At 55.5% G+C, this 26,322-nt stretch carries 26 protein-coding genes; 15 read left to right on the forward strand and 11 right to left on the reverse strand.

The genetic code is table 11. The annotated features are described in order from the left end of the window. Positions 1–35: 35 nt before the first annotated feature. The 6 genes from GS12_RS01605 to tolC all read right to left on the reverse strand — a co-directional run bounded on the left by GS12_RS01605 (position 36) and on the right by tolC (position 5,517). Positions 36–1,262, reverse strand: a complete 1,227-nt coding sequence (locus GS12_RS01605; protein ID WP_052118320.1) for an aminomethyltransferase family protein — start codon at positions 1,260–1,262, stop codon at positions 36–38. A 1-nt stretch (position 1,263) separates the two neighbouring features. Beyond that, positions 1,264–1,608, reverse strand: a complete 345-nt coding sequence (locus GS12_RS01610) for a phosphopantetheine-binding protein (protein ID WP_034943344.1) — start codon at positions 1,606–1,608, stop codon at positions 1,264–1,266. After that, a complete protein-coding gene (locus GS12_RS01615) occupies positions 1,574–2,167 on the reverse strand; it encodes a 3-hydroxyacyl-ACP dehydratase FabZ family protein (RefSeq protein WP_052118331.1) in 594 nt (197 codons plus the stop codon). The genes GS12_RS01610 and GS12_RS01615 overlap by 35 nt, the downstream gene beginning before the upstream one ends. 64 nt (positions 2,168–2,231) lie before the next feature. Continuing rightward, positions 2,232–2,987, reverse strand: a complete 756-nt coding sequence (locus GS12_RS01620) for an SDR family oxidoreductase (protein WP_034917039.1) — start codon at positions 2,985–2,987, stop codon at positions 2,232–2,234. A 14-nt stretch (positions 2,988–3,001) separates the two neighbouring features. Continuing rightward, the gene (gene acpS / locus GS12_RS01625; RefSeq protein WP_034917037.1) at positions 3,002–3,370 is read right to left on the reverse strand and encodes a holo-ACP synthase; all 369 of its coding nucleotides are present in this window, start codon (positions 3,368–3,370) and stop codon (positions 3,002–3,004) included. 650 nt (positions 3,371–4,020) lie between these two features. After that, positions 4,021–5,517: an outer membrane channel protein TolC gene (gene tolC / locus GS12_RS01630; RefSeq protein ID WP_034943346.1), complete on the reverse strand. Its 1,497-nt coding sequence runs from the start codon at positions 5,515–5,517 to the stop codon at positions 4,021–4,023. A 212-nt stretch (positions 5,518–5,729) separates the two neighbouring features. Here tolC and nudF point away from each other — a divergent pair, with 212 nt between their 5' ends. Genes nudF through GS12_RS01660 form a run of 6 tightly spaced genes read left to right on the forward strand, consistent with a single transcriptional unit; the run spans position 5,730 to position 11,130 of the window. After that, positions 5,730–6,365, forward strand: coding sequence for an ADP-ribose diphosphatase (gene nudF / locus GS12_RS01635; protein ID WP_034943348.1), 636 nt, complete (start codon positions 5,730–5,732; stop codon positions 6,363–6,365). Next, complete coding sequence (locus GS12_RS01640; protein ID WP_034917031.1) at positions 6,362–6,793, forward strand: DUF1249 family protein; 432 nt, start codon at positions 6,362–6,364, stop codon at positions 6,791–6,793. Before nudF ends, GS12_RS01640 begins: the two co-directional genes overlap by 4 nt. Positions 6,794–6,831: 38 nt before the next feature. After that, positions 6,832–7,659 carry a 3',5'-cyclic-AMP phosphodiesterase gene (cpdA, locus tag GS12_RS01645; RefSeq protein ID WP_034943350.1) on the forward strand — a complete coding sequence of 276 codons (828 nt, stop codon included), beginning with the start codon at positions 6,832–6,834 and terminating at the stop codon, positions 7,657–7,659. Between the two features lies 1 nt (position 7,660). Continuing rightward, positions 7,661–8,242 (forward strand): esterase YqiA, encoded by a 582-nt coding sequence (gene yqiA, locus GS12_RS01650; protein ID WP_034943352.1) that lies wholly within the window; start codon positions 7,661–7,663, stop codon positions 8,240–8,242. Between the two features lie 45 nt (positions 8,243–8,287). After that, a complete protein-coding gene (gene parE / locus GS12_RS01655; RefSeq protein ID WP_034943354.1) occupies positions 8,288–10,183 on the forward strand; it encodes a DNA topoisomerase IV subunit B in 1,896 nt (631 codons plus the stop codon). A 53-nt stretch (positions 10,184–10,236) separates the two neighbouring features. Next, on the forward strand, positions 10,237–11,130 hold the full coding sequence (locus tag GS12_RS01660; RefSeq protein WP_034943356.1) for a LysR family transcriptional regulator: 894 nt from the start codon (positions 10,237–10,239) through the stop codon (positions 11,128–11,130). 36 nt (positions 11,131–11,166) lie between these two features. Here GS12_RS01660 and GS12_RS01665 read toward each other — a convergent pair whose 3' ends face one another. Both GS12_RS01665 and GS12_RS01670 read right to left on the reverse strand, forming a co-directional pair. Next, positions 11,167–11,475, reverse strand: coding sequence for a putative quinol monooxygenase (locus tag GS12_RS01665; RefSeq protein WP_034917020.1), 309 nt, complete (start codon positions 11,473–11,475; stop codon positions 11,167–11,169). Between the two features lie 35 nt (positions 11,476–11,510). After that, positions 11,511–12,092, reverse strand: coding sequence for an NAD(P)H-dependent oxidoreductase (locus GS12_RS01670; protein WP_034943358.1), 582 nt, complete (start codon positions 12,090–12,092; stop codon positions 11,511–11,513). A gap of 156 nt (positions 12,093–12,248) precedes the next feature. Here GS12_RS01670 and GS12_RS01675 point away from each other — a divergent pair, with 156 nt between their 5' ends. The 4 genes from GS12_RS01675 to ftsP all read left to right on the forward strand — a co-directional run bounded on the left by GS12_RS01675 (position 12,249) and on the right by ftsP (position 17,855). Continuing rightward, positions 12,249–13,025 carry a transporter substrate-binding domain-containing protein gene (locus tag GS12_RS01675; protein WP_052118321.1) on the forward strand — a complete coding sequence of 259 codons (777 nt, stop codon included), beginning with the start codon at positions 12,249–12,251 and terminating at the stop codon, positions 13,023–13,025. Positions 13,026–13,232: 207 nt separating this feature from the next. Further along, complete coding sequence (gene parC, locus GS12_RS01680) at positions 13,233–15,506, forward strand: DNA topoisomerase IV subunit A (RefSeq protein ID WP_034943361.1); 2,274 nt, start codon at positions 13,233–13,235, stop codon at positions 15,504–15,506. 112 nt (positions 15,507–15,618) lie between these two features. Then, the gene (locus GS12_RS01685; protein ID WP_034917013.1) at positions 15,619–16,362 is read left to right on the forward strand and encodes a 1-acylglycerol-3-phosphate O-acyltransferase; all 744 of its coding nucleotides are present in this window, start codon (positions 15,619–15,621) and stop codon (positions 16,360–16,362) included. Between the two features lie 77 nt (positions 16,363–16,439). Then, entirely contained in the window at positions 16,440–17,855 is a 1,416-nt protein-coding gene (ftsP, locus tag GS12_RS01690; protein WP_034917011.1) for a cell division protein FtsP, read from the forward strand. A gap of 13 nt (positions 17,856–17,868) precedes the next feature. On the opposite strand, the gene dkgA is transcribed toward ftsP, so the two are convergent. Further along, the gene (dkgA, locus tag GS12_RS01695) at positions 17,869–18,693 is read right to left on the reverse strand and encodes a 2,5-didehydrogluconate reductase DkgA (RefSeq protein WP_034917010.1); all 825 of its coding nucleotides are present in this window, start codon (positions 18,691–18,693) and stop codon (positions 17,869–17,871) included. Positions 18,694–18,921: 228 nt separating this feature from the next. Between dkgA and GS12_RS01700 the strand changes: the two genes are divergently transcribed. Further along, entirely contained in the window at positions 18,922–19,809 is an 888-nt protein-coding gene (locus tag GS12_RS01700; protein ID WP_034917008.1) for an AraC family transcriptional regulator, read from the forward strand. 5 nt (positions 19,810–19,814) lie between these two features. Here GS12_RS01700 and GS12_RS01705 read toward each other — a convergent pair whose 3' ends face one another. Together GS12_RS01705 and metC are read right to left on the reverse strand one after the other, a co-directional pair. Beyond that, a complete protein-coding gene (locus GS12_RS01705) occupies positions 19,815–20,480 on the reverse strand; it encodes a DedA family protein (RefSeq protein ID WP_034943363.1) in 666 nt (221 codons plus the stop codon). Positions 20,481–20,574: 94 nt separating this feature from the next. Continuing rightward, positions 20,575–21,774, reverse strand: a complete 1,200-nt coding sequence (gene metC / locus GS12_RS01710; RefSeq protein WP_034943365.1) for a cystathionine beta-lyase — start codon at positions 21,772–21,774, stop codon at positions 20,575–20,577. 254 nt (positions 21,775–22,028) lie between these two features. Between metC and exbB the strand changes: the two genes are divergently transcribed. The 4 genes from exbB (at position 22,029) to GS12_RS01735 (ending at position 26,290) form a co-directional block, all read left to right on the forward strand. Further along, complete coding sequence (gene exbB / locus GS12_RS01715) at positions 22,029–22,754, forward strand: tol-pal system-associated acyl-CoA thioesterase (protein WP_072016820.1); 726 nt, start codon at positions 22,029–22,031, stop codon at positions 22,752–22,754. A gap of 5 nt (positions 22,755–22,759) precedes the next feature. Next, positions 22,760–23,182 carry a TonB system transport protein ExbD gene (gene exbD, locus GS12_RS01720; protein ID WP_034916999.1) on the forward strand — a complete coding sequence of 141 codons (423 nt, stop codon included), beginning with the start codon at positions 22,760–22,762 and terminating at the stop codon, positions 23,180–23,182. Positions 23,183–23,329: 147 nt separating this feature from the next. Continuing rightward, positions 23,330–23,971 carry a ZinT/AdcA family metal-binding protein gene (locus GS12_RS01725; RefSeq protein WP_034943367.1) on the forward strand — a complete coding sequence of 214 codons (642 nt, stop codon included), beginning with the start codon at positions 23,330–23,332 and terminating at the stop codon, positions 23,969–23,971. A 195-nt stretch (positions 23,972–24,166) separates the two neighbouring features. Next, complete coding sequence (locus GS12_RS01735; RefSeq protein WP_034943371.1) at positions 24,167–26,290, forward strand: putative bifunctional diguanylate cyclase/phosphodiesterase; 2,124 nt, start codon at positions 24,167–24,169, stop codon at positions 26,288–26,290. Positions 26,291–26,322 lie beyond the last annotated feature (32 nt).

Below are 26,322 nucleotides of genomic sequence, written 5' to 3' on the forward strand. Positions count from 1 at the left end.
TTCGTCTTCCCTTACCAGGCTTCCCTGAAATCGCGTTATTCTGCTGCTGTTACCGCCGCATCGGCCTCAGCCTTTTCTTTTTCTTCTCTCTCTTTTTGCCATTCCAGTTGCTGAAGAAGATCGCGGGGGCGGCTGCTGTCGATATAGCTGTGTTCCGAAGGATTCACCAGGAAGCTGTAGTTGCGGGCAAAAGGCACAGCGGCAGTCTGTAGTGAGATGAGCTTCCCATCCGCCGTGCGCGCAGAAAAGTGGGTAAGATCGGCCCAGGCGTACGCATTATCGATAAAAAGTCGGCCAATGGTTTTTTCAAGATCGGCCGAGTAGCCGCACTCAATCACTTCACCAATGGTTTCGCCGTCAAACAGGATCTCGTCGCCTTTTTGCGGCAGTATGTCCGGCTGGCCGTCAATGACCATGCCAACGATGCGGCGTCGCGGCCCGGCTTCAAGGCGCTCCTTCAGCGGGGCCATGCCAATAAATGCTTCTTTATCGTAACGCACCATCCATTGCAGTTGGAGTTCGACAGGACAGCGGCTAATGTGGGAGGGTTGCCAGCAGGGATTCTCAAGGCGCACCTGATGCTGATAATCAATACCGCCGGGTGAAAGATCGAATTTTTCACCCGCTTCGATCAGTTGCTGCCATGCATGGGCCAGGGCGCTATATTCGCCAGCGAGTTTATACGAGAATTCGCCATGTTTACCGGCACGTAGCAACAGCATATCGTCATCAACGTGCATATGTTCCTGGAACGGCAGGCCCGCAATGTCCATGCCGTAAAGCTCGACCAGCAATTCCCAGCTGTAGGGGCCTTCAATATGCAGCATGCCCCAGTCGTTTAAAGCGGTGATCTCATCAATGTCTTCGAATTCTTCGGCGTGTTCAGAAAGAAGCCGCTGCATCATGTCGCATAGCGCGTCGCCCGTCACCCATTCTGAAAACAGGATATAGGCTTCTTCATCACAAAGAATATAAAGATCGGTAATAATCTGACCCTGCTCATCCAGCACCAGCGTATACATTGCCTGCTCATCGCGAATCCAAGAAACATCGCCGCTTACCAGCAAGTTGAGTAATTCCCACGCGCTTTCGCCACTGATTTTTGCCTTACCGAAATGTGAATAATCGGTAAGGAGAATATTTTTACGTACTGCCAGATGCTCTTTTTCCGACGTGGTGTAACGTGCAGGTACAGCCACGCCATTACGTTCAATCATCGCCACACCATGCTGTTGATGATGCTGCATCAAAGGATTCGTCATGTTAATTGCTCCCTGCAACCGCTGTGTTCTGCTGCTCTTCCTGGGACGCCAGCTCAGCGTTTTTTCTTTTTTTATCAATAATGAAAGAGACCAAAGTATTTACACTGCGCATATAGGATGGATCGTCGCCTTCGCCAACACGAATACCAAAGTTTTTGTCGAGAAGAACAAGGAGTTCAGTTGCATCGACTGAATCCAGTTTTAAACCACTGCCAAACAGCGGTGTATCATCGTCAATTTGCTCTGGTGTCTGGTAAAGATTCAGCCGCTCGATAAGGCCATTTTTAACGTTGATAAGCGTTTCTTTACGCTCATCTATTTCCACCTGTAAAGCTGTTCTCTCCATGATACTGCCATATCCCTGTATTAATTAATGCGCCCCGGTTTTCGGCACGAGTTCGTTCTATTCGGAAATTAATAATTTTGCCCTGGCTGGCAATGTGTCTTCCGACTCTGGCACTGACGTCATAATGATAAAAACCATGACTGTCTGTCATGCTCAATTTACTGGTCACCTCAATGGTATCGCCAGGCACAACAACGTGCTTAAATTTGAGATCCTGTGCGGCCAGAAAGCCAACAATACGATGTCGCTCTGCGAGGACGCGTTCGGTTCCGTCCGGTGTTTGCAGTGAGCGAGAGATATCATCAAACTTCTTCAATGCATTACCGTATTCTTTTTCATGTGCGTGACAGTAATCATTTAGCAAACTAAGGTATTCGCTGGCCTGCCCAAATATTTCGGCAACCATGACGCCTGGCATTACGGGATTATCCGGAAAATGTCCCGGAATATATGGCTCATTAAAACCCACATGTTTAATTACGGTGATGCTACCGTCATCACCTGGCTTAAAATCGATAATCCTGTCAACCATAAATATAGGTGAGCGCCATGCGCCCATCTTTAATAAAAGTTGTGGAGGGACTAAGCTTTTCGTTGTTTTCAATCTTATCGTTCCTTTTACGTTAACGCATGATCAGGCCGCCGTCGACGATCAGCGTTTGTCCGACAATATAGCTGGCGGAAGATGAACTCAGGAAGGTCGCTACGTTGGCAACTTCATCGACATTTCCCTGACGACGAAGTGGAATAGCTGTCATGATGGCCCGCATAATTTGACGAGGAACTTTCTTTACCATGCGAGAATCAATGACGCCTGGCGCAATCGCATTGACTCTGATCCCACGCGCGGCATACTCAGCGGCAAGCGTGCGCGTAAAACCAATGACGCCTGCTTTAGCTGCGCTATAGTTTGTCTGACCAAAACTGGAGGTTACGCCTGCTATTGAAGAGACGTTAACGATGGCCGCAGCATCGGCAAGCGTGAGCAGGCGGAAAAATGACTTACAGACGTTAAATGTGCCATAAAGATTGGTTTGCACCACAGAATCAAACATCTCCCAGTTCATTTCTGAGAAAAGCGTATCTTTGCAAAGGCCGGCATTATTAACTAATACGTGCAGCGCGCTTATTTCAGCTTCTAATTGTCCAGCCAGCCGGGCAACGTCTTCCCGCTGCGTGATATCACAGCGAAGCAGGAAAAGATTTTCCCCTGCCGGATGTGCCTGTTTAAGCGCTTCAAGTTCAGCAGAATTATGGTGATAGACCGCGTAGACTTTACACTGTTGTTCAAGATACTGTTTACAAAGCGCGAGACCAATATCGCCACTCGAACCCGTAATTAATACATTTTTATCCGCTAAATCTGAATAAACTGCCATACTTTCTCCGTTACTTAACTAAAGGCGGCCACGGCCACGGCATGAGTGCTGCAATGTGAAATGCTCAACGTTACAGAATGAATCTTTTTTTCACTCATTATTTTTAAAAACGCACCGCTGAACTGGTATTCGGGGCAACCAAAAGCATCATGATCAATTTCAATATCATGAAAAGTAATGCCGTGCCGAAATCCAGTGCCAAGCGCTTTTACCGCCGCCTCTTTTGCTGCCCAGTAGCCCGCAAAACGTTCTGCATTTTCCCCAATCGGATGAAGATAGCGCTGTTCACCAGGCGTTAATACGCGCCTGAAAAAGTCGTCACCGCTTTTTGATAACGCTCGCGCAATGCGATCGACGCTAATAATATCCACACCCATTTTCATCGTTATAACTGGCCTTTTTATCGCTGGTGATGGTTAATTGCTGTTGATAGTTTATGTTCTGCAAGCATAACGGTTATAAATCTTAATTTATTCTCTTTATATCTTTTAATTTTTCCGGTTTTTTCCATAACGCTTTTTTATTATGGGTGTTTTTCTGGAAAGAATTATGCAGCTTTCAGTATGTTATTATAATTAATGGCGATAAATTTTTTTCTGTTGATTTTAATGGGTTTATTGTGTTTTTCATGCTGACTTAATCTATCCGGGTTCTTTGCCGGAGGGTTTCGTTATCCACAAATTATGTGAGTCAGTATCATAACGCATTAATTCCAGAAATTATTCCTCTGAAAATTGTACTAACACGCTTATATTTTGCAAAAGATAACGATCTTCCTGCCTGAGGATAATGAAATTTATTTTTTAAATCTGAAAATAGCCAGCCTGAGATTGACGTCGGGGGTTAATCGTAATGGCGTTCCTCAAAATGATAACGCTGCCAGTCCGATAGCTGTAATTGATGCATTGCAACATATAGCTTACAAAAGGGAAATCGTAAAAAAACGAAAATATCTCCGTGGCTATTTTAAGAGAGTCATTTATAAGGTGTTTTGGAAACCCATAAGGGCAGCATGATGCTGCCCCGGAATACGTTAATGGCTGAAGGGATTGCGACGGGTATCAGCGGCTTTAACAGCAGGTGCAGCCGATGAGTTTGCACGCGGTTCGAGCGTCTGCTCAGCCGATCCAGCCTGAGCGCCGTTATCAGCAGAGGCGTTCTGCTGCGGCGTTTCAGGTGCCACCGCTTCCGGCGACGTCGGGACATCTTTACCCAGACGGCTGTTCAGATCGGCGAGATCCTGCTCGTTAAGCGTGCCCAGCGCAGCCTTGATATTCAGCTCGTTAATCATATAGTTATAACGCGCATCGGAGAGTTGCTGTTTCGCGTTAAACAGGGTCGATGTGGCGTCCAGCACGTCGACAATGGTGCGCGTCCCCACCTGATAGCCTGCTTCCATCGCGTCAAGCGAGCTTTGTGCGGAAACCACGGCCTGCTTGTAGGCGTCGATGCTGCTGATCGAAGCGTTTACGTTGTTAAACGAAGAGCGCACGGTTTGCACGGCGGTGCGGTGCGCGCTCTCAAGCTGTTCGCTGGCGGAAACGTAGGCATACTGCGACTGCTTCACCTGCGATGATACCGCGCCGCCGCTGTAGAGCGGAAGCGAGAAGCTCAGCCCGACCTGATTCGAACCCGAAATGCTGTCGGCGGTTGAGGCGGTCTGATTAGCGCGGCTGCCGCCGTATTTGCTGTTCGACAGGCCGGTTGAAGCCGTCAGATCCACCGTAGGTAGATGACCGCTTTCGGAAACGCGGATCTGCTCGCGCGCCAGATCCTGCGATAAACGCGCGGTCAGCACGTTGAGGTTACGGCTTTCCGCCTCTTTCAACAGCGCATTGACCGGCTTTGGCTTCACCGGTTTAAAGCTGTCGACGTTTAGCGACGCCAGGCTCAGGTAGTAGTTGCCGGTTACCTGACGCAGCGTTTCAAGATTATTGTCAAGATTGTTGCGCGCCGTCACTTCGTTAGCCAATACGGTATCATACTGCGAACGGGCGTTTTGCACGTCGGTAATCGCCACCAGGCCCACATTAAACCGCTGCGTGGTCTGGTCAAGCTGACGATAAATCGACTGCTTCTGTGCTTCATTGTAAGAGAGCGTGTCGATGGCGTTGAGCACGTTGAAGTAGGCGGTGGCCGTGTTCAGAATCAGCGTCTGCTGGGAAGCCTGATAGGAGACATCCTGAATGCCCGCCTGCTTTTCCTGAAGCGTTAAGGCACGCCATTTTGACATGTCAAAAATGGTTTGCGTCAGTTGAAGCGAGCCGCTGGTGGTATTGGAATGAATACCACTGCTGTCGCGGTAACCGCTGTTATAGGTATAATCTGCACCCAGACCTAACTGAGGAAGCAGCGGACTCCGTGCCTCATTGATTTTTTCGAACGCGGCATCGCGATCGGCTGCAGAACTGCGTAGATCCGGGTTTGACAGTCTGGCCTGCTGATAGACCTGAAGCAGGTTCTCTGCCTGACTGCCGACGCTGAAGCCGCCCAGGCTCAGGCCGATAAATAGTGGGAGCAGTTTCTTCATTTGCATTCCTTGTAGTGCAGCAATATTGGTATGGTAGCGCTGACGTAAGCCAAAAAATAATCGCTGATTCTAACGAGTAGAAGAATGAGATAAGTTGGCTGAACGTGCCATCTTGCCTTAATTTACTCAAATAGTTCATTAAGAACCAGACTCTGTGCAAATCCGGCATTGCTTTTTCCGTTTTTGCCCATATCACAACAGGAGCGATCCCGATGGAAACCGGCAGCAATTCTCCCGTGATTTTTACAAAAAACGATGTAGAAATTATTGCGCGCGAAACACTTTATAACGGTTTTTTCACCCTTACGCGCTATCGTTTCCGTCATCGCCTGTTTAATGGAAAAATGAGCGGTGAAGTGACACGCGAAGTGTTCGAGCGCGGTCATGCGGCTGTGCTGCTGCCTTACGATCCGGTGCGTGACGAGGTGGTACTGATTGAGCAGATCCGTATTCCGGCTTTTGACAGCAGCCCGACGCCCTGGCTGTTAGAATTAGTGGCCGGCATTGTCGAGCCGGGCGAAACGCCAGAAGACGTAGTGCGGCGCGAAGCCGTTGAAGAAGCCGGTATTGCCCCGCATCGCGTTAAGCCGATCGTCAACTATCTTGCCAGCCCCGGCGGCACCAGCGAGCGTCTGGCGGTTCTGGTGGGTGAAGTGGATGCCAGCGTGGCACAAGGAAACCACGGTCTGGAGGAAGAGAATGAGGATATTCTTGTTCACGTGGTCAGCCGACAGCAGGCTTACCAGTGGGTGGAAGAGGGGAAAATTGATAACGCGGCCTCGGTCATCGCATTGCAATGGCTTGAACTGCATCATAAAAGATTACGAGAAGAGTGGAAACCTGAATGATTAAGCGCTATGTACCTGATTTTCCTGAAATGATGCGCCTCTGCGAAACCAATTTCGCTCAGTTGCGCCGCCTGTTGCCGAAAGAGGATGCGGCAGGCGAGTCAGTGACCTATCAGGTGAGCGGCGCACGCTACACGGTGACTGTCCAGGAAGCCACGCGCTATACCACGCTGGTGGAAATTAAACAGGTTGCGCCAGCCGTGAGCTACTGGAGCCTGCCCGCGATGTCCGTCCGGCTCTATCATGATGCCATGGTCGCAGAAGTGTGTTCAACGCAGCAGATTTTTCGCTTCAAAGCACGCTATGATTATCCCAACAAAAAGCTGCATCAGCGCGATGAAAAGCATCAGATAAATCAATTCCTGGCCGACTGGCTGCGCTACTGTCTGGCGCACGGCGCGATGGCGCTTCCGGTACTGAATGCCTGACGACATCATCTGAGAGAGGTCAACCTTAAGGACTGTGATTGGATAGCCTGTTAAAACTTCCTGTAGCAAGTGGGTCGAAAATCAGGATTTTACAAATAACGGACACCCACCTTTTTGCCGGTAAACACGAAACGCTGCTCGGTATAAAAACCTGGGCCAGTTTCGAGGCGGTGCTTCAGGCGATTTCGGCCAGCCAGCGGCCTTACGATCTGATCGTCGCCAGCGGTGATTTAGCGCAGGATCATACCGTTGCCGCCTATCAGCATTTCGCTGAGGGTATCTCCCGCCTGTCGGGCCCGTGCGTCTGGCTGCCGGGTAATCACGATTTTCAGCCTGTGATGTTCGGCACGCTTGCCGAGGCAAAAATTGGTCATGAAAAGCAGGTTTTAGTGGGCGATAACTGGCAGGTTATTTTACTGGACAGCCAGGTTTCCGGCGTGCCGCACGGTGAACTCAGCGACTATCAGCTGGAGTGGCTGGAGAAGGCGCTGGACCGCTTTCCGCAGCGTCATGCGCTGGTATTTTTGCATCATCATCCTTTGCCTTCCGGCTGCACCTGGCTCGACCAGCACGGCCTGCGCAATTCACATATGCTCGATGCCGTGTTGCAGCGCTATCCGCAGGTCACCACGCTGGTCTGCGGACATATTCATCAGGATTTGGATCTGGACTGGAACGGTCGGCGGCTGCTTGCCACGCCGTCAACCTGCGTTCAGTTCAGGCCGCACTGCACGAATTTCACTATTGATACCGAGGCGCCGGGCTGGCGTTGGCTGGAACTTTTTGACGACGGTCGGGTTGAAACGGAGGTGGAGCGCCTGCAAACGCGCGCCTTCAGCCCGGATCTTGATTCAGAAGGATATTGATATGGCGACGCTGCTCTATCTTCACGGTTTCAACAGCTCCCCGGACTCGGCCAAGGCCACGCAGTTTACGCAGTGGCTGGCGGCGCATTATCCGACGGTGCGCATTGACGTACCGCAGCTCCCGGCGTTCCCTGCCGACGCTGCCGCGCTGCTGGAAGAGAAAGTCATGAGCGCCGCCGGAGAAACGCTGGGCATCGTAGGTTCCTCGCTGGGTGGCTATTACGCGACCTGGCTGTCGCAGTGCTTCGGTCTGCCTGCGGTGGTGGTGAACCCCGCCGTGCGGCCCTTCGAGCTGCTGACCGATTATCTGGGCGAAAACGAGAACCCCTACACCGGCCAGCAATATGTGTTAGAGTCTCGCCACATTTACGATCTGAAAGTGATGCAGATTGAACCGCTCGCCTCGCCCGACTTATTGTGGCTGATTCAACAAAAAGGCGATGAAGTGCTCGACTACCGTCAGGCTCTGGACTACTACAGCGCCTGTCGCCAGACGGTGGAAGAGGGCGGCAATCACGCTTTTATCGGATTCGAACGCCATTTCTCCTCAATCCTCAGCTTTTTGGGCTTAACGTCCGCCTGAAGGGGTTGCGGGAAGGTCCATTTTATCCATCAACAGATGTTAACGATGACTCAATCCAGCTATAACGCTGACTCCATTGAGGTACTCAGCGGCCTTGAACCCGTTCGTCGTCGTCCGGGAATGTACACCGACACCTCTCGCCCGAATCACCTCGGGCAGGAAGTGATTGATAACAGCGTCGACGAAGCGCTGGCGGGCCATGCCAGCCGCGTTGAAGTGATCCTGCATGCCGATCAGTCGCTGGAGGTGATTGACGACGGGCGCGGGATGCCGGTCGATATCCACCCGGAAGAGGGCGTGCCAGCCGTTGAGCTGATTTTCTGTCGTCTGCACGCCGGCGGTAAATTTTCCAATAAAAACTACCAGTTTTCCGGCGGCCTGCACGGCGTAGGCATTTCGGTGGTGAATGCGCTGTCCAAACGCGTTGAGGTCACGGTTCGCCGCAACGCTGAAGTGTATGAGATGGCGTTTGAAAACGGCGACAAAGTGGAAGATCTGCGCGTCACCGGTACGGTCGGCAAGCGCAATACCGGTACGCGCGTCCGCTTCTGGCCCGACGTCAGCTTCTTTGACAGCCCGCGCTTCTCGGTGTCGCGCCTCAGCCATCTGCTGAAGGCGAAAGCGGTGCTTTGCCCCGGCGTTGAAATTGTCTTTAAAGATAAAGTAAACAGCACCGAACAGAGCTGGTGCTATGCCGACGGCCTGACTGACTACCTGAACGAAGCGGTTAATGGCCTGCCGGTGCTGCCTGAGAAGCCCTTTGTCGGTGCCTTTGCGGGCGATGTCGAAGCGGTAGACTGGGCGTTGCTGTGGCTGCCGGAGGGCGGCGAACTGCTGACCGAAAGCTACGTTAACCTGATCCCGACCATGCAGGGCGGCACGCACGTGAACGGCCTGCGCCAGGGATTGCTCGACGCCATGCGCGAGTTTTGCGAATACCGCAACATTCTGCCGCGCGGCGTGAAGCTGTCGGCAGAAGACATCTGGGATCGCTGCGCCTATGTGCTGTCGGTCAAGATGCAGGATCCGCAGTTTGCCGGTCAGACCAAAGAACGTCTTTCTTCGCGCCAGTGCGCCGCGTTCGTTTCCGGCGTGGTCAAGGACGCCTTCACTCTCTGGCTGAATCAGAACGTGCAGGAAGCCGAACAGCTGGCGGAACTGGCGATCTCCAGCGCCCAGCGCCGCATGCGCGCCGCGAAAAAGGTCGTCCGTAAAAAGCTTACCAGTGGCCCGGCGCTGCCCGGCAAGCTGGCGGACTGTAGCGCGCAGGATCTTAATCGTACCGAACTCTTTCTGGTGGAAGGGGATTCAGCAGGCGGATCGGCCAAGCAGGCGCGCGACCGCGAGTTTCAGGCGATTATGCCGCTGAAAGGCAAGATCCTGAACACCTGGGAAGTCTCATCCGACGAGGTGCTGGCGTCGCAGGAGGTACACGATATTTCCGTGGCGATCGGCATCGATCCCGACAGCGAAGACATGTCCCAACTGCGCTACGGCAAAGTCTGTATTCTGGCGGATGCGGATTCGGACGGTCTGCACATCGCCACGCTGCTTTGCGCGCTGTTTGTCCGCCACTTCCGCACGCTGGTGAAAAACGGTCACGTTTACGTTGCCATGCCGCCGCTCTACCGTATCGATCTCGGCAAAGAGGTTTACTATGCGCTGGATGAGGAAGAAAAAGCGGGCATTCTTGAGCAGTTGAAGCGTAAAAAGGGCAAGCCGAACGTGCAGCGTTTTAAAGGGCTGGGCGAGATGAACCCGCTTCAGCTACGCGAAACCACGCTTGATCCCAATACGCGTCGCCTGGTGCAGCTGACGGTTGATGATGAGAATTACGAGCAGACCCTCGCGGTAATGGACATGATGCTGGCGAAGAAACGCGCGGAAGATCGTCGTAACTGGCTTCAGGAAAAAGGCGACACCGCCGAAATTGAAGTGTAAGTTTCAGCAAAGGCGGCCCGTCACGGCCGCTTTTTTTTCAGGATCGACACGCCGTGAAAATCACTCTTGAAGAGCTTCGCGCCTGGGTAGCGGTGGTGGACAGCGGTTCAATCACCGCCGCCGCCAGCCAGCTCAGCCAGACCACCTCCGCCATCAGCCGCGCGCTGAGCCGGCTGGAGAAAAAGCTGCAAACCACGCTGTTGCACCGCACCACGCGGCGAATTGCGCTGACCGAAGAGGGACAGCTGTTTCTTGAGCATGCCAGAGAGATACTGCAATCCGTTGAACGAGCGGAAGAGCAGATCGCTCACCGCCGTGAAGTGCCGTCCGGTCGTCTGCGGATTAACGCCGCCACGCCGTTTATGCTGCACGTGATCGTACCGCTGCTGGATGAATTTACCGCCCGCTATCCGCTGATCCAGCTTGAGCTGAACACCGACGACATCTTTATCGATCTGCTTGAGCAGAAAACGGATATTGCCATTCGCATTGGCGAACTGCGCGATTCCACCATTCACGCCCGTTTTCTTGGCGTCAGCAAAATCAGACTGATGGCCAGTCCGGCCTATCTGGAGAAGCACGGCACGCCCACCAGCGTCGCCGACTTAAGCCATCACCGGCTGCTCGGCTTCAGCCAGCTTGACCAACTGAATGTGTGGCCGATCTGCCAGCCCGACGGTACATTTTTACCGATCGCACCCACTGTTTCTGCCTCAAGCGGCGAAACGCTGCGGCAGCTGGCGGTGTACGGGCAGGGGATTGTGCGCATTTCGGACTTTCTCAGCCACTGTGACAGAAACAACGGAAGGCTGGTGCCGGTGCTTGAGGAGGAGACGCGCGAGATGCATCATCCCATCCACGCGGTTTACTACCGTACGCCGTCGGTACGGATCCAGTGCTTTATCGATTTTCTTCGCGAAAAATTCGCCAGCCAGGCGCTGCTATAAAAAAACGGAGCGACAAGTCGCTCCGTCAGTAATGATTCAGCTCGCCGGTTCCAGCACAAAGATCTTCACCTCCAGCACGTCATCTTTGATCAGGCCGCGGTGTGCTTCCATATGCTCTGCCTGCTGGTGCTGCTCCAGATGACGCAGCGAATCCCACTGTTCCACCATAAAAATGGAGTCCGGCGAGTGCTGCTTCCACGGCACCTGCGCTTTATGGTCAATCATCGCCTGATAGCGGCCGCAGCCCTCTTCGGCCAGCACGGCAGGGATGAGCTTTTTAATGGCCTGCATTACCGCGGTTCGACGGCCTGGCTTAACGCATATTTCAGCAATTACGGTGAGCATGGTCATTTCCTTAAACTGACGTCGTGTCCGGTAAGTTAAGCAAAGATCTCGCTCAGATGAGTCCGATAGCGCTCAAGATCGTGTGGAATGTCCGGCTGCTTTATCACGTCGTTACAGATAAAGGTCGGCAGCCCTTCCATGCCAAGGAACTGGTTCGCTTTATGAAAATGCAGATATAACCCATCCACGCCGACGCCTTCGAAGAACTGCTGCGGATCGGTAAAGGCTTCAAGCGGCGCGTTCCAGGTGAGCGACAGCATGTATTTTTTACCCTGAAGCAGGCCGCCTGAACCGTATTTTTTCGCGGCGTCGGCGCGGGTGCGGCCATCGCTGGCGTAGAGCACGCCGTGGCCTTCGGTAAAGACCTCATCAATGTACTTTTTCAGGATCCAGGGCTCGCCCATCCACCAGCCAGGCATTTGATAAATTACCGTGTCGGCCGTGCGGTACTTCTCAACTTCTTCGGCGACAACGTAGCCATCATCAACCACGGTCAGGTCCACTTCATGGCCCGCATCGCGCAGGAAAGAGGCGGCGGCGTTCGCCAGCGTGTGGTTCAGTTCGCCTTTGGAGTGGGCGAAGGCTTTGCCCGCGTCCACAATCAGAATTTTGCTCATGTTTACTCTCTCCGGTTCATGACATTGCGGTCAGTTTACGCGCGAACGGCAGGGAAAAAAATGTGGCATTGATCACAACACTTTTGCTTTTTACGCAATAATGCCGCCTGGCAGGGTAGGATTCACCTTCCCCAACCCGGACAGAACAAGACGATAATGATAAAAACAGCTATTGCCGCGCTGCTATTGGTCGCGGGCGGCGCGCAGGCGCAATCGCATCTCGATCGCATCGCGCAGAGTAAAACGCTGACCGTTTGCACCACCGGCGACTACAAGCCTTACACCTTTCTGCGCGGCGACGGTCAGTATGAGGGTATTGATGTGGATATGGCGCAGTCGCTGGCGCAGAGTCTTGGCGCACAGGTGAAGTGGGTGCCCACTACCTGGAAAACGCTATCGCCAGACTTTTTAGCGAAGCAGTGCGACATCGCGCTCGGCGGTGTTTCCGTCACCCTGAAGCGCCAGCAGATCGCGTGGTTTGCCACACCGCTGGGGGTTGACGGTAAAATTCCGCTGGTACGCTGTGCCGATAAAAAGAAATACCAGACCCTGGCGCAGCTTAATCAGCCGGAAGTGCGGCTGGTGGAACCCGCGGGCGGCACCAATGAAGCCTTCGTGCACAGCCACTTGCCGAAGGCCAGTCTGACGCTGTTTCACGATAACGTCACCATCTTCCAGCAGTTGGTGGACAACAAGGCCGACGTGATGATCACCGATGCCTCAGAAGCGCTTTTCCAGCAGAAATACTTCCCGGCGCTCTGCGCGGTTAACCCTGAAAAGCCGATGCAGTACGGCGAAAAAGCGTACATGCTGCCGCGCGACGACATCAGCTGGAAGCTGTATGTCGATCAGTGGCTGCACCTGAGCACAGCGACCGGCGAATACCAGCAGATCCTCGATCGCTGGCTGGCGCCGGCCAAACAGGGTTATTAATTCGATCCGCGCTGCGGCATCGGCAGCGCAGGCAGCGTCACGATCGCACTGCCGCGCTGCGTGCCGTTTACGCTTCCCTTATTCCGCCTCTGCTTTAGCGCCTGACGCCGCCTGTGCCTTGTCGAACTCTGTGACAGATGTGGCCCGGATAGGGTACTATCCACGCCAAACGATCCGGGTGCGGCGCGACGTGAGGAACAAAGAATAATGAGTGAACTGACGCAGGATGGTGCAGAGCGTCTGGCCCTGCATAAATTTACGGAAAATGCGTACCTCAACTACTCCATGTACGTCATTATGGACAGGGCGCTTCCCTATATCGGCGACGGTCTGAAGCCGGTTCAGCGACGTATTATCTACGCCATGTCTGAACTGGGACTGAACAACAGCGCGAAATTCAAAAAGTCTGCCCGTACGGTGGGCGACGTGCTGGGTAAATACCATCCGCACGGCGACAGCGCCTGCTATGAAGCAATGGTACTGATGGCGCAGCCGTTCTCCTATCGCTATCCGCTGGTGGATGGGCAGGGAAACTGGGGCGCACCGGACGATCCGAAATCCTTCGCGGCGATGCGCTACACCGAATCACGCCTGTCGAAGTACGCCGAGCTGCTGCTGGGCGAACTGGGGCAGGGCACCGTTGACTACGTGCCCAACTTTGACGGTACGCTCCAGGAGCCATCCATCCTGCCTGCGCGGTTGCCGAATATCCTGCTGAACGGCACGACGGGCATTGCGGTTGGCATGGCGACGGACATTCCGCCGCATAACCTGCGTGAAGTGGCGCAGGCGGCGATGAAACTGATCGACGCGCCGAAAACCACTCTCGACGACCTGTTGGATATTGTGCAGGGGCCGGACTATCCCACCGAGGCGGAAATCATCACGCCGCGCAATGAGATCCGCAAGATTTACCAGACCGGTCGCGGCTCGGTGCGGATGCGCGCGGTATGGAAAATTGAGGACGGCGACGCGGTGATCACCGCACTGCCGCATCAGGTGTCCGGCGCGCGCGTGCTGGAGCAGATCGCGGCGCAGATGCGCAATAAAAAGCTGCCGATGGTGGAAGATTTGCGCGACGAGTCCGATCACGAAAACCCGACTCGCCTGGTTATTGTGCCGCGCTCCAACCGGGTCGATATGGATCAGGTGATGAACCACCTGTTCGCCACCACCGATCTGGAAAAAAGCTATCGCGTTAACCTCAATATGATCGGGCTGGATAATCGGCCAGCGGTGAAAAACCTGCTGGAGATTGTCAGCGAGTGGCTGGTTTTCCGTCGCGATACCGTGCGCCGTCGTCTCAATCATCGCCTGGAAAAAGTGCTCAGGCGCCTGCACATTCTGGAAGGCTTGCTGATCGCCTTTCTTAATATCGACGACGTCATTCATATCATTCGCACGGAAGATGAACCCAAACCGGCGCTGGTGGCGCGCTTTGGCATCAGCGAAACCCAGGCGGAAGCGATCCTCGAACTGAAGCTGCGTCACCTGGCGAAGCTGGAAGAGATGAAAATTCGCGGCGAACAGGATGAGCTGGCGAAAGAGCGCGATCGGCTGGAGAGCATTCTTGCCTCCGAGCGCAAAATGAACACGCTGTTGAAAAAAGAGCTTCAGGCCGACAGCGACGCCTACGGCGACGACCGCCGTTCGCCGCTGCGCGAGCGCGAAGAGGCGAAGGCGATCAGCGAAAACGAACTGGTGCCTTCTGAACCGGTTACCATTGTGCTGTCGCAGATGGGCTGGGTACGCAGCGCCAAAGGGCACGATATCGATCCCGGCGGTCTGAGCTACAAAGCCGGCGACAGCTACCGCGCCGCCGCGCGCGGCAAAAGCAACCAGCCGGTGGCGTTTATCGATTCCACCGGCCGCAGCTACACGCTGGACCCGACCACGCTGCCTTCCGCGCGCGGACAGGGCGAACCGCTTACCGGCAAGCTGACGCCGCCGCCGGGCGCGGTGGTTGAGCAGGTGCTGATGGAGGCGGATGAACAACGACTGCTGATGGCGTCAGATGCCGGTTACGGCTTCGTCTGTACCTTCAGCGATCTGGTTTCCCGCAACCGCGCAGGTAAGGCGCTGCTGACGCTGCCGCAGAATGCGAAAGTGCTGACGCCAATGGCGATCCACCACGAGGACGATCTGCTGCTGGCGATCACCGCCGCAGGCAGAATGCTGCTGTTCCCGGTTGGCGATCTGCCACAGTTGTCAAAGGGCAAGGGCAACAAGATTATTTCAATCCCTTCCGCTCAGGCGGCGTCCGGTGAAGACCGGCTGGTCTGGCTGCTGCTGTTCAGCCCGCAGGCGTCGTTGACGCTGTTCGTCGGCAAACGTAAGCTCACGCTGCGACCGGAGGAGCTGCAAAAATTCCGCGCCGAACGCGGACGTCGCGGCACGCTGCTGCCGCGCGGCCTTCAGCGTATCGACCGGGTGGAGATCGACGCGCCGCCGCGTCCTGAAGAAACCCGTGACGAAGCATAACGCCAGCGGCGTATTTTGACGTTTAAGGATATACTCTGCGATTGTCAGGCCGGACGCGTTCCGGTCTGCGATTGGGCACAGGTCAGAGTTTAAAAGCAATAATGAGGATGCGATGCTCGCAATTTTACGTATCATTATCATGGTTATCTATTCGATACTGGTTTGTCTGTTTGGCTGTATCTGGTGTCTGTTCAGCCCGCGCAACCCGCGCCACGTTGCCACCTTCGGCCACCTGTTCGGGCGCCTTTCTGGCGTGTTCGGCATCGACGTTGAACTACGCAGACCGCCGGGCGCGGAACACTATCCCAACGCGATCTACATCGCTAATCACCAGAACAACTACGATATGATCACCGCAGCGAAGATTGTTCAGCCTTCCACGGTGACCGTCGGCAAGAAGAGTTTGCTGTGGATCCCGTTCTTCGGGCTGCTTTACTGGCTGACCGGCAACCTGCTTATCGATCGCGATAACCGCGCCAAAGCGCACGGCACTATTGGTCAGGTGGTCGATCAGTTTAAAAAGAAAAGAATCTCCTTCTGGATGTTCCCGGAAGGGACGCGCAGCCGCGGGCGTGGCCTGCTGCCGTTTAAAACCGGCGCGTTTCATGCGGCGATTGCGGCTGGCGTGCCGATCATTCCTATTGTGGTCTCCACCACGCACGGCAAGATCAAGCTCAACCGACTGAAAAACGGACTGGTGATCGTTGAAATGCTGCCGCCGATTGCGCCGTCGGAATTTGCCGATCGCTCCGTCCGTCAGTTGGCAACGCACTGTCGCGAACTGATGACGGCGAAGCTGGAAGCGCTGGATGCAGAGGTTGCCGAACGCGAAGCCGCCGCCCGGAACAAGAAATAATCATCACCACACAGCGTTAATAATAATCATAATAAAAGAGCGCGGTCTGACGGCCGCGTTTTGATGGCGAGGTTTGTATGTCTCTAACCAGACGACAGTTTGTTCAGGCAACGGGCCTGGCGATGTGCGCTGGCGCACTGCCGGTTCGCGCGCGCGCCGCTGGCGTGGATACGCCGCTGCCGGTACCGCCGCTCGTTGAGTCGCGGCGCGGACAGCCGGTCTTCCTTACTCTGCAACGCAGCCACTGGTCTTTTACCGGCGGCAGCAAGGCACAGGTGTGGGGCGTCAACGGCATGTATCTGGGGCCGACGGTGCGCGTCTGGAACGGTGACGACGTCAAACTGATCTATACCAATCGTCTGTTGGAGCCGGTCGCCATGACCATCAGCGGGCTACAGGTGCCGGGCGCGCTGGTTGGCGGCGCGCCGCGGCTGATGTCGCCGGGCGTGGACTGGTCGCCGGTGCTCCCGGTGCGCCAGAGCGCCGCCACCCTCTGGTATCACGCAAACACGCCTGACCGCATGGCGCCGCATGTCTATAACGGTCTCGCCGGAATGTGGATTGTTGAGGACGACATCAGCAAGTCTTTACCGATCCCCAATCACTACGGCGTGGATGATTTTCCGTTGATTATTCAGGACAAACGGCTGGATAACTTTGGCGCGCCGACCTACGATCCGCCGTCAGGCGGCGGCTTCGTGGGCGACACGCTGCTGGTAAACGGCGTACAAAATCCGTCGGTGGAGGTATCGCGCGGCTGGGTGCGCCTGCGCCTGCTGAATGCCTCAAACGCCCGCCGCTATCTGCTACAGATGAGCGACAACCGCCCGTTTAACGTCATCGCCAGCGATCAGGGTTTCCTGCCCGCGCCGGTGGCCGTACAACAGCTTTCGCTGGCGCCGGGCGAACGGCGCGAAGTGCTGGTGGATATGAGTCAGGGAGATGAGGTTTCCATTACCGCCGGCACGGCGGCCGGGCTGGTTGAGCGTCTGCGCGGGCTGTTTGAGCCGTCCAGTATTCTGACCTCAACGCTGGTGCTGACGCTGCGTCCGACCGGCCTGCTGCCGCTGGTGACCGACAATCTGCCAATGCGTCTGTTGGCGGATCAAATCATTGAGCAGAGCATCAGCCGTACGCGTGAATTCAACCTCGGCGATAGCATCGCAGGTATCAACGGCGCGCTGTGGGATATGAATCGTATTGACGTTACGGCGCAGCAGGGGAGCTGTGAGCGCTGGATAATCCACGCCGATCAGCCGCAGGCATTTCATATTCAGGGCGTGATGTTTTTAATCAAAAACGTCAATGGCGCACAGCCAATGGCGGAAGATCGCGGATGGAAAGATACCGTCTGGATTGACGGCACCCTTGAACTGTTTGTCTCATTTACCCAGGCGTCTTCCGACCACTTTCCGTTTACCTACTACAGCCAGACGCTGGAGATGGCGGATCGCGGTACGGCGGGACAGCTACTGGTGCAGCCCGCCGCGTAACATTAAGAAAGGGTTAATTCATTTCGTCGGGATTCGGGCCCAGGCGATTGCCCTTATCCAGCGAGGCAATTTCGCTGATTTCCGGCTTCTCCAGGCGGAAATCAAACACCTTAAAGTTTTCTTCGATACGCGACGGCGTGACTGATTTCGGGATAACCACCAGGCCGCTGTCCAGATGCCAGCGGATCACGATCTGCGCCGGCGTTTTGCCATATTTCTTCGCCAGGGTTTTGATGATCTGCTGATCGAACACGCCTTTTCCGCCCTGCGCCAGCGGACTCCAGGACTCTGTCTGAATCTGATGCATGGCGTTCCATGCATGAAGCGTGCGCTGTTGCAGCATCGGGTGCAGCTCAATCTGATTCACTACCGGACTGACGCCGGTCTCATCAAGCAGGCGCTTTAAATGCGGTTCGTGAAAGTTACAGACGCCGATACTTTTGGTCAGGCCCTGCTTTTGCAGCGCAATCATGCCTTTCCAGGCCTCAACGAAATTGTCTTTTTCCGGACAGGGCCAGTGCATCAGGTAGAGATCAACACTCTCCAGTTGAAGCTTCTTCAGGCTGGTTTCCATAGCCTGCTCAGCGTTAAGCTGATCGTCATTCCACAGTTTGGTGGTGACAAAAATGTCATCGCGCGCGATCTCCGTTTCCTGAAGCGCCTGCCCGATGCCTTCCTCATTTTTATAGATGGCGGCAGTATCAATGGAGCGGTAGCCCACCTGCAACGCTTTTAACGCCGCGTTGCGCGCATCCTCAATGCTGGCCTGCCAGACGCCAAGGCCCAACTGCGGCATCATGTTGCCATCGTGAAGTTTAATTATCGGTTGCTCTGCCATATTAGCTCCTTTGCAGTGTGTCGCCCTGAACCGGTTAGAGAAGTAAGTCTAGTTGAGATTAGGGCGGTCATGCGAAATCTTCATGACGCGGTATCCGGATGACGAGAAAGAGGCTTTGCCGTAGCCTGCCCGATCCTGCTTAACGCTTGCCTGATTCTCCACAGCCGTAGAGGAATCACCGCGAATCAGGCATGATAAGACGCAACCGCTTTTGGAAGAGAATTAATTATGGATCGTAATGCACTCTGCGCACGGCTGGCGCAACGGGTCACCGCGCTTCAACACTCGCCGCTGCTGGCGCCCGTGCCCGGCATTCGCCTGCTTTTCGCCGATCGGCCCAGCGGCCGTACGCCGGTCATGTATTCGTCCGGCATCATCATTCTGTTTCAGGGGCAGAAAACCGGCTATCTCGGTAACCATATTTTCCATTACGACGCCACCAAGTATCTGATGCTGACGGTAACCATGCCGTTTGAGTGCGAAACTTTCGCCACGAAGGAGGAGCCGCTGGTCGGGCTGTTGTTTGATGTGGATACGGCGCGTCTACAGGATTTGCTGATTGATATCGGCGATGACGACAGCTTCCAGCCGGTTTCGCAGACGCGCGGCGTTCATACCGCGCTGCTGACGGAAGAGATGCTCTGCGCGGCGGAGCGGCTGCTGGCTGTCATGGAAAACGCGCGTGACGCCCGCGTGCTGGGGCCGCAGCTGGTGCGTGAGATCCTCTATTATGTGCTGCTTGGTCCCTGCGGCGGCGCGCTGCTGGCGATGGTCAGCCGACAGACGCAGTTCAGCCAGATTGCCCGCGCGGTGCGACGTATTGAGCACCACTACACCGACAGCCTGAGCGTTGAGAAGCTGGCGGCAGAGGTGAACATGAGCGTCTCGGCGTTTCACCATAACTTTAAGGCGGTGACCAGCACCTCGCCGCTGCAATACCTTAAAAACTATCGTCTGCACCAGGCACGCGCCATGATGATTCAGGAAGGCGTCAAGGTCAGCGCGGCGGCGATGCGGGTGGGTTATGAAAGCGCTTCCCAGTTCTCACGTGAATTTAAACGCTATTTTGGCGTGACGCCGGGTGAGGAGCTGACCCGCGCGCGCCAGGCGGGCTGAGTCGGCTACTCGCTGTCGGCAGCTTTCTTACGCTTCACCAGCAGCATAATGCTGCCGATCAGGCCAATGCAGAGCAGCGCCAGCGGCAGAATCATCAGGATCGCCATCACCTGATCCTCATGCCTTTTAATAAAAGGAACCTGACTTATCGCATAGCCTGCGGAGATCAGAATACCGACCCACAGCAGGCCGCTCAGCCAGTTGAAAAGCTGAAAGCGCGCGTTTTTCAGGCCGGAAATGCCCGCCATCGTGGGTAAAATGGTGCGCACAAAGGCCAGAAAACGACCAATCAGCAGCGCCATCAGGCCGTGGCGGTGAAAGAGCGACCAGGCGCGCTGGTGATATTGCGCGGGCAGATGCATCAGCCAGCCTTTCACCAGCCGTGTGTTTCCCAGCCACTTTCCCTGAAGATAGCTGAGCCAGCAGCCCAGGCTGGCGGCCAGGGTGAGGATCAGCAGCGTCGGCACAAAACCCATCACGCCTTTTGCAATCATCGCGCCTGCCAGCAGCAACAGGCTGTCGCCGGGCAAAAAGGAGGCGGGTAGCAGGCCGTTTTCCAGCAGCAGGGTGACAAACATTATTCCGTAGACGATCCAAATCACATCCGGATTGGCGAGCGCGGCGAAATCCTGATGCCACAGCGCCTGCACAATCTCATGTAGTACACCCATTTCATATCCCGTTTGCCGCGTTGAGATAACAATTGTACCTGCAAACTCTCATTTATACCTTGATCAAGGGCGCTGACCGGGCAATGCGGCGCGTTTATTTCTCCATTTTTGTGAGGCGGGCAAAGCCCTCGGCCAGATCGGCGATCAGATCCTCAACGTTTTCCAGGCCGATATGCAGCCTGACCAGCGTGCCGCTGAAATCCACGCCGCCGGTCGGGCGGATCGCCGCCAGCTCTTCCGGCTGATTCGCGAGGATCAGCGACTCAAAGCCGCCCCATGAGTAGGCCATGCTGAAATGTTCAAAATGGTCGAGATAGTCGGCCAGTTGGCGATCGTCGAGGCGCGCCTTCAGGACGAAGGAGAACAGGCCGCTGCTGCCGGTAAAGTCGCGCTGCCAGACCGCATGGCCTTTACTCTGCGGCAGTGCCGGATGATTAACGGCGGCGACTTCCGGGCGCGCGATAAGCCAGGTCGCCACGCGCAGCGCGCTCTCTTCATGCTGACGCAGCCGTACCGCCAGCGTTCGCAAACCCCGGCTCGCCATATAGGCGGTATCCGCATCCACCATCTGTCCCATCAGATAGGAGTTTTCCCGCAGCTGCGCCCAGCAGCGCTGATTAGCAACGGCGGTGCCGATCATCGCATCCGAATGACCAATCAGATACTTGGTGCCGGCCTGAATAGAGATGTCCACGCCGAAATCAAGCGCGCGAAACAGAATGCCCGCCGCCCAGGTATTATCGATCATAATCACCGCCTCGGGCGCCCGACGACGAACGGCAGCCACAATCGCCGGCACGTCCTGCACCTCCATGGTGATTGAAGCGGGCGACTCCAGAAACACCACGCGCGTGTTGGGCTGCACCAGATCGGCAATCGCGTCGCCCATAGTATGATCGTACCAGGTGGTGGTGACGTTCATTTTACTGAGGATTTTGGTGCAGAAGTCCTGGGTGGGTTCATAAACAGAACCGGCTATCAGTACGTTATCGCCTGCGGAAACAAAAGAAAGAATGGCGTTTGCCACCGCCGCCGCGCCGCAGGGATAGAGCGCGCAGCCCGCGCCGCCTTCCAGTTCGGTCATGGCGTCCTGAAGCGAAAAGTGGGTCAGCGTCCCGCGACGACCGTAAAACAGTTCGCCGTCAGCACGGCCGGCGGTGGCGCGTTTTTTGTCCGCCACGCTGTTAAAAACCAGTGAAGACGCGCGCTGAATAACGCTGTTAACGGCGCCCTGGGTGAAGCGTTTGCTGCGTCCGGCGGCAATCAGCGCCGTTTCAATTTTTTTACGGGTCATCAGATCTGCTCTGTTTGTGGAAATCGTCAATGGCTTAACGTTACCACGCCGGGCGTCGGCGTGAAATTCAGCATCCCGTTAAGTGAGGAAGTTTCAGCAAACAGCGCCTGTAAATGCGGTGGAACAAAAAAGTCGCTAAAAAAACGCCAGCGAAGCGGTAAATAGTAATGATAACCACTATCAATTCCCCGCTTTTTTGGTATGATCCGCACTGGTTTTTTTTGCTTATGTTTGAATGAGCCTGGGGAGATAGCGTGACGAACAATTTGATGCAGACGGATCTCTCCGTCTGGGGCATGTATCAGCATGCGGACATCGTGGTTAAAGTAGTAATGATTGGCCTGCTGCTGGCGTCGGTCGTTACCTGGGCGATTTTCTTCAGTAAAAGCGTGGAACTCGGTTCGGCCAAACGTCGCCTGAAGCGCGAACAGCAGGCGCTGGCAAATGCGCGCTCGCTGAATGAAGCATCAGCCACCAGCGCCAGCTTTCATGCTAACAGCCTGACCAGCCGCCTGTTAAAAGAAGCGGAAGATGAGCTGATGCTATCTGCCGGTTCAGATGACAACGATGGCATTAAAGAACGTACCGCTTTCCGTCTGGAGCGCCGCGTGGCCTTCTTCAGCCGCCATGCGGGGCGCGGTAACGGTTTTCTCGCCACGATTGGCGCAATCGCGCCGTTTGTCGGCCTGTTCGGCACCGTTTGGGGCATTATGAACAGCTTTATCGGCATTGCGCAGACGCAAACCACTAACCTCGCCGTGGTCGCGCCCGGTATTGCGGAAGCGCTGCTGGCGACGGCAATCGGCCTGATTGCGGCGATCCCTGCCGTGGTGATCTATAACGTCTTTGCCCGCACGATTGCCAGTTACAAAGCGTCCATGGGCGACATTGCCGCGCAGATTATGCTGTTGCAAAGCCGCGATCTCGATCTTGCCGCCAGCGGCAGCCCGCGCACAACGCAGAAACTGCGGGTGGGCTGAGCATCATGGCCATGCGATTAAACGAAGATCTCGACAATAACGGCGAAATGCATGAAATCAACGTGACGCCGTTTATCGACGTGATGCTGGTATTGCTGATTATCTTTATGGTCGCCGCACCGCTTGCCACCGTTGACGTGCGCGTTAACCTTCCGGCTTCCACCAGCACGCCGCAGCCGCGTCCTGAAAAACCGATCTACCTCTCCATCAAGGCCGATAAGCAACTCTATATCGGCAACGATGCGGTCACCGGGGAAACGATGATCAACGCGCTGAACGCCCAGACGGAAGGAAATAAAGAAACCACCATTTTCTTCCAGGCGGATAAGTCGGTGGATTATGAAACGCTGATGACCGTCATGGACAAGCTGCGTCAGGCTGGCTATCTGAAGATAGGCCTGATGGGTATGGAAACCGTCGCCAGATAACCTCTCTTTCCCACGCTTCCTGTGCCGGTCAACTGACCGGCATTTTTATGCCCTCTGCTCCTGAAAAGCTGCCTTGCCAATTGTTACGATATAACATAACATTTTATCGTTTTTTTCCGGCAACTGTTTTCATATTAAGGAGCAACAATGACACACCTCAACAAGGCCGCCTTGCTTATTGCGCTCGCTTCCACGAGTTTCTCCGGCGCCGCGCTGGCACACTCGCACGATCATCATCACAGCCACAACAGCACGATACAGCAGGGCACATTCAGCGATGCTGACGTGCATGACAGGGCGCTGACCGACTGGCAGGGAAGCTGGCAATCCATCTATCCCTTCCTGAAAGACGGTAGCCTGGATGCGGTATTCCGCCACAAAGCGGAGCACGACCCGCAAAAAAGCGCCGGGGCGTACAAAGCGTATTACGATAAAGGCTACGCCAGCGATGTTACCGGCCTGAAAATTACCGCAGACAGCATGACCTTTGAGCGCGGCGTAAAAGCCGTAACGGGCAGGTACGACTACAGCGGATATAAAATCCTCACCTATCCCTCCGGCAAAAAAGGCGTGCGCTATTTGTTTACGCGCAGCGGCGGCGACGCGCAGGCACCGAGGTTTGTGCAGTTCAGCGATCATGAAATCGGCCCAAACCACGCGGCGCACTTTCATCTCTTCTTTGGCGACAGCAGCCATGAGCAGCTTGAGAAAGAGCTGGTCAACTGGCCGACGTTCTTCCCGGCAGGCATGACCGGCGCTGACGTTGCCGGCGATCTGATGCACGAATAAATGCAGTCGAAGGGCGTGCCCGGTGCGCCCTTTTCATGAATTTAATCAGCCTTTTGCAACGCAGATCGCATTTTTTTCACGCCCCCGGAATAAAGTCACGCACGCTTTAGCCGATATTATCAGCACCATTCCTGGCTTCGCTGGTCAGTTCACCCGTGACGACTGTGCAACAGCGCCGCCCCCTGAGATACGTCAATGCTGATGAGTTCTTACCATCCCCTGCTGGTGACCGTTTCAGTTTTTGTTGCTTTTCTGGCGTCGTACACGGCGCTGGACATGGCAGGCAGAGCAGCCATTTCATCGCGTGATGCGGCCCGTGCGTGGCTGATTGGCGGCGGCGTGGCGCTGGGCATCGGCATCTGGGCGATGCACTTTATCGGCATGCTGGCGATGAGCCTTGAAATGGTGATGAGCTACGATCCTGTTCTCACCGTGATGTCGATGGCGGTGGCCATTGCCGCCTCGACGGGCGCGCTGTGGTTTGTCTGCCATGATGTTCTGCCACCGGGGCGTCTGATTCTCGCCGCGCTGGTTCTCGGCTCCGGGGCCATCGCAATGCACTATATCGGCATGGCGGCGCTGATATTTGAACCGGGTATTATCTGGGACGGGCGGTGGATAGCGTTATCGGTCGGAATTGCGCTGCTGGCGTCATTTATTGCGCTAGGGCTGGCCTTCAGGCTACGTCGCGGCGGGGCACGTATCGCCCTGCTGCGCGCTGGCGCGGCGACGGTGATGGGCATGGCGATCGCCGGTATGCACTATACGGGCATGGCCGCCGCCCATTTTCCGATGAGCAGCCACGCCAGTGAAACGGGCGTTGACAGCAACTGGCTGGCGGTGCTGGTTACCGTGGTGACGCTCTCCATTCTGGGGATCACGCTGCTGGTGTCGACGATGGATGCGCGCCTGCAAAAACGGGCGGTTTTACTCACCTCTTCGCTGGTTGAAGCCAACCGCGAGCTGGCGCAGCTGGCCCTGCATGACAATTTAACCCGTCTGCCGAACCGCATCCTGCTGGAGGATCGCCTGGAGCAGGCGATGAATAAAGCGGTACGTGAATCCACCTCTTTTGCGCTGATGTTTATGGATCTGGATGGCTTTAAAGCGGTCAACGACGCTTTTGGTCATCACGTGGGCGATACCCTGCTGGTGGCGGTTGCCGACCGCATGAAGACATTGTTAAAGGAGTATCACACGCTGGCGCGCCTGGGAGGCGATGAGTTTGTGCTGCTGCTGGAGGGTGACGAACCGAACGATGCAGCGGCGCTGGCCGACAAGCTGGTGAATGCCGTTGATGCGCCTTTCTGGCTATCCCGCTATGAGCTGTCGGTTTCGCTCAGTATCGGCATTGCCGTCTTTCCCGGCGACGGCAACAGCGAGCGTGAGCTGATGTTCAACGCCGACACGGCGATGTATCACACCAAAAACAGCGGCCGCAACGGCTACAGTTTCTTTCAGCCTTCGATGAATGAACAGGCGCAGAATCAGCTTCAGCTTACCCGCGATCTGTTCGTGGCGCTGGAACGCAATGAGTTTTGCCTGGTCTGGCAACCGATCTTCAGCGTCCCGCAGGGCGCGGTGCAGGGCTTTGAGGCGCTGCTGCGCTGGCAGCATCCGCAGCACGGATTGCTGACGCCGGATCGCTTCCTGCCGCTGGCGGAAAAGGCGGGGCTGGGCGTTCCCCTTACCCGCTGGATAATCAATCACGCCTGCCGACAGCTGCGCGCATGGCACCTTCAGGCCGATCCGCAATGGTCGATTACGCTCAATCTTTCCGCCATGCAGTTTGTGCTGCCGGAGCTGGCTGAAACCGTTTCTGACGCGCTGGCGACGCATCATATTCCTCCGGCCCGCCTGACGCTGGAGGTGACGGAGGCGATTGCGATGCGCAATCCGGACGAAAGCGAGCAGATGCTGAAACGGCTGACTGCGCTGGGCATACGTGTTGGCCTCGATGATTTTGGCACCGGCTACTCCAGCCTTTTCCATCTGCATCGTCTCCCGTTCAGCCAGCTAAAAATTGACCGCAGGCTGGTCAGCGAACTGGATGGTTCCGGCCAGGAATCGACGGTGATCGCGGCTATTGTGGCGCTGGCACGCGCGTTAAAACTGCCGGTAGTGGCAAAAGGCGTTGAGACGCCGCAACAGCAGCGTCTGCTGAGTGAGTCCGGCTGCAATGCGCTTCAGGGCTTCCTGTTTGGCGAGCCTTTACCCGGCAGCGCCATCGCCGGGCGATACCACCATGCAGAGAATGAAGAGAAGCAACCGCTGCCGATGCTGAAAAACATTCCTGATGTCATGCCGCATCGTGCGTAATGGTGTTCCCGCACCTATAATAGTTTTTAAAT

Source organism: Erwinia oleae (assembly GCF_000770305.1).
Classification (GTDB): domain Bacteria; phylum Pseudomonadota; class Gammaproteobacteria; order Enterobacterales; family Enterobacteriaceae; genus Erwinia; species Erwinia oleae.